The organism is Mesorhizobium sp. M1E.F.Ca.ET.063.01.1.1 (assembly GCF_003998155.1).
Classification (GTDB): Bacteria; Pseudomonadota; Alphaproteobacteria; order Rhizobiales; family Rhizobiaceae; genus Mesorhizobium.
Genome location: NZ_RZSC01000881.1, coordinates 1 through 2,248, shown reverse-complemented (window position 1 = coordinate 2,248; position 2,248 = coordinate 1). Strand labels below are relative to the sequence as shown.

At 63.7% G+C, this 2,248-nt stretch carries 3 protein-coding genes; all 3 read left to right on the top strand.

Features of this window, described 5'->3' with window-relative positions:
* Positions 1 to 271 precede the first annotated feature (271 nt).
* The 3 genes from EOA29_RS33755 to EOA29_RS33745 all read left to right on the top strand — a co-directional run bounded on the left by EOA29_RS33755 (position 272) and on the right by EOA29_RS33745 (position 2,235).
* Entirely contained in the window at positions 272 to 1,174 is a 903-nt protein-coding gene (locus EOA29_RS33755) for a GntR family transcriptional regulator (RefSeq protein ID WP_126091886.1), read from the top strand.
* A 128-nt stretch (positions 1,175 to 1,302) separates the two neighbouring features.
* Positions 1,303 to 1,650 carry a hypothetical protein gene (locus EOA29_RS33750; RefSeq protein WP_126091887.1) on the top strand — a complete coding sequence of 116 codons (348 nt, stop codon included), beginning with the start codon at positions 1,303 to 1,305 and terminating at the stop codon, positions 1,648 to 1,650.
* Positions 1,651 to 1,743: 93 nt separating this feature from the next.
* A complete protein-coding gene (locus EOA29_RS33745) occupies positions 1,744 to 2,235 on the top strand; it encodes a copper chaperone PCu(A)C (RefSeq protein WP_245464876.1) in 492 nt (163 codons plus the stop codon).
* The last annotated feature ends 13 nt before the right edge of the window (positions 2,236 to 2,248 follow it).

Genomic DNA, 2,248 nt, shown 5'->3' with positions numbered 1-2,248 from the left:
GTGTTTGCGGCGTTCACGGGCGGCTGTCCTGGGGTAATCCTGGGAGTGCGGGCGGATTGACTTCCTCCCATTTGAAGATAATGTCTTTTATCGTGAAAAAACATTTTTGCGTCAATTGTTTTTTCAGCGCTGGCGGCGCGCCGCTCAGAGGCGGCGCGATTGCCGGTTTGGCAAGCCGGTCAGGAGCATTCCGCATTTCGGAGGCTTGCGCTAGGAACACCGATCATATCGCGCTTCCGGCGGGTCGCCGCAAGCGTTGGGGATACGGGGCATGTCGAAGAGCAACAACGTCTACAAGGACGCCTTCAATCGCTGCCTGCGGCTGCTCGACGAGACCAAGAGCCTGCCGTCGGAGCCTGAGCTTGGAGCGTCGCTCGGCGTCAGCCGCACCACGGTGCGCAGCATCCTTTCGCGCATGGAAGAGACCGGGCTGATCGCTTGGAACAAGCGCAACAAGACGGTGCTGAGATCGCCGCGGGCGGAAGACTTCTTCCCGGAAGAAGAAACCGATTCGCTGGCTGAGATCATCGAGCGCTCCTTCATGCGCCGGCTGCTTGCCGAGGGCGCCGAGGCCGGCATGCAGATCAACGAGCTGGAGCTGGCGCGCGAGATCGGCGTCGGCACCACCAGCGTGCGCGAATTCCTGATCCGCTTCTCGCGCTTCGGCCTGATCGAGAAGCGGCGCAACAGCCACTGGGTGCTGAAGGGCTTCACCCGCGCCTTCGCGCTGGAGCTGACGGAGATCCGCGAGATGTTCGAACTGCGCTCGGCCAGCGCCTTCGCCGCGTTGCCGGAGGACAGCGGGGTATGGGTCGATCTCGACAGGTTGGAGATCGAACATCGCGAGCTCGCCAGCGAGATCGCCACGCGCTTCAACGAATTCTCCGAGCTCGACGAGCGCTTTCATCGGCTGATCCACCGCGCCTCGCACAACCGCTTCATCGTCGATTTCTATGATGTGATCGCGATGATTTTCCACTACCACTACCAGTGGAACAAGGCTGAGGAGCGCCAGCGCAACGAGGTCGCGATCCAGGAGCATCTGGCCTATATCGCGGCGCTGAAATCGCGCGACCCCGCCAAGGTGGACGTCGCCTGCCGCAAGCACCTGAAGTCGGCGCGCCAGACGCTGCTGAGCTCCATCCCGGAAGGGCGGCAGGTACAGCCCGCCTGATCGAGCGCATCGCGCCGCGTTGCCGCAGCCCGGTTTTGCCGATTTTCCGGCCGCGGGGCCCGTGCTAGGGTCGATGGGCAGGTGGGAGAAGAGGCAGTCCGTTGGATATCCGGCTGAGACGATGGAGCATGCCGGCCGCCTTTGTCGCGGCGCTGCTGCTGTTGTTGCAGTCGGCGCTCGGCGCCTTCGCCTTTGGCGGATCCTCACAGATCGACGCCTTCGGCAACGTCATCTGCACGCATGAAGGGGCGGCCAAGCTTCCAGGCGGCGATCCGCATCAGCAACACATGCCGGCTTGCTGTTTGCTTGGCTGCAACATGGTTTCGCCGGCGCATCTGCCGCCGCCGGAGACCGGCGCGCTTGCCAGAGCGCTAGCGTTCGAAGCGGTCGCTTTCCCGCCTCCATCCTTCCGGCATCTCGATTTCGCCCGCGACCGCTCTCCAGCCAATCCTCGAGCGCCGCCGGCAACGGTCTGACGGCACGGCCCGCAACCTTTCGCGGGAATATTCATCCAAGATCAGACTGCTCGCGACCGGATGACGGCGCGATCCCATATTCATGGAGCAACCATGTCCAGTTTCATTTCCAGAGCCGGTGCGGCGTTCGTCCTTGTTTTTCCGCTTGCCTGCGTTTCCGGCGCCTTCGCGCATGAATTCAAGGTTGGCGATCTGGAGATCGGCCATCCCTGGTCGCGCGCGACGCCGCCCGGCGCCAAGGTGGCCGGCGGCTATTTCACCGTGACCAACAAGGGCGGCTCGCCCGACCGCCTGCTGTCGATCTCCTCCGACATCTCCGACAAGGCCGAGCTGCATGAAATGGGCGTCAAGGACGGCGTGATGACCATGCGGCCGGTGAGCGGCGGGCTGGAAATCCCGGCCGGCGGCAAGGTCGCGCTGAAGCCGGGCGGCTACCACCTGATGTTCGTCGGCCTCAAGCGGCAGCCCAAGCAGGGCGAGAAATTTCCGGCGACGCTCACCTTCGAGAAGGCAGGCAGCGTCGCGGTCGAGTTCGCGGTCGAAGGCATGGGCGAGATGGGCGGCATGGAAGATCACGCCGAGTGATCGACATTCCTGG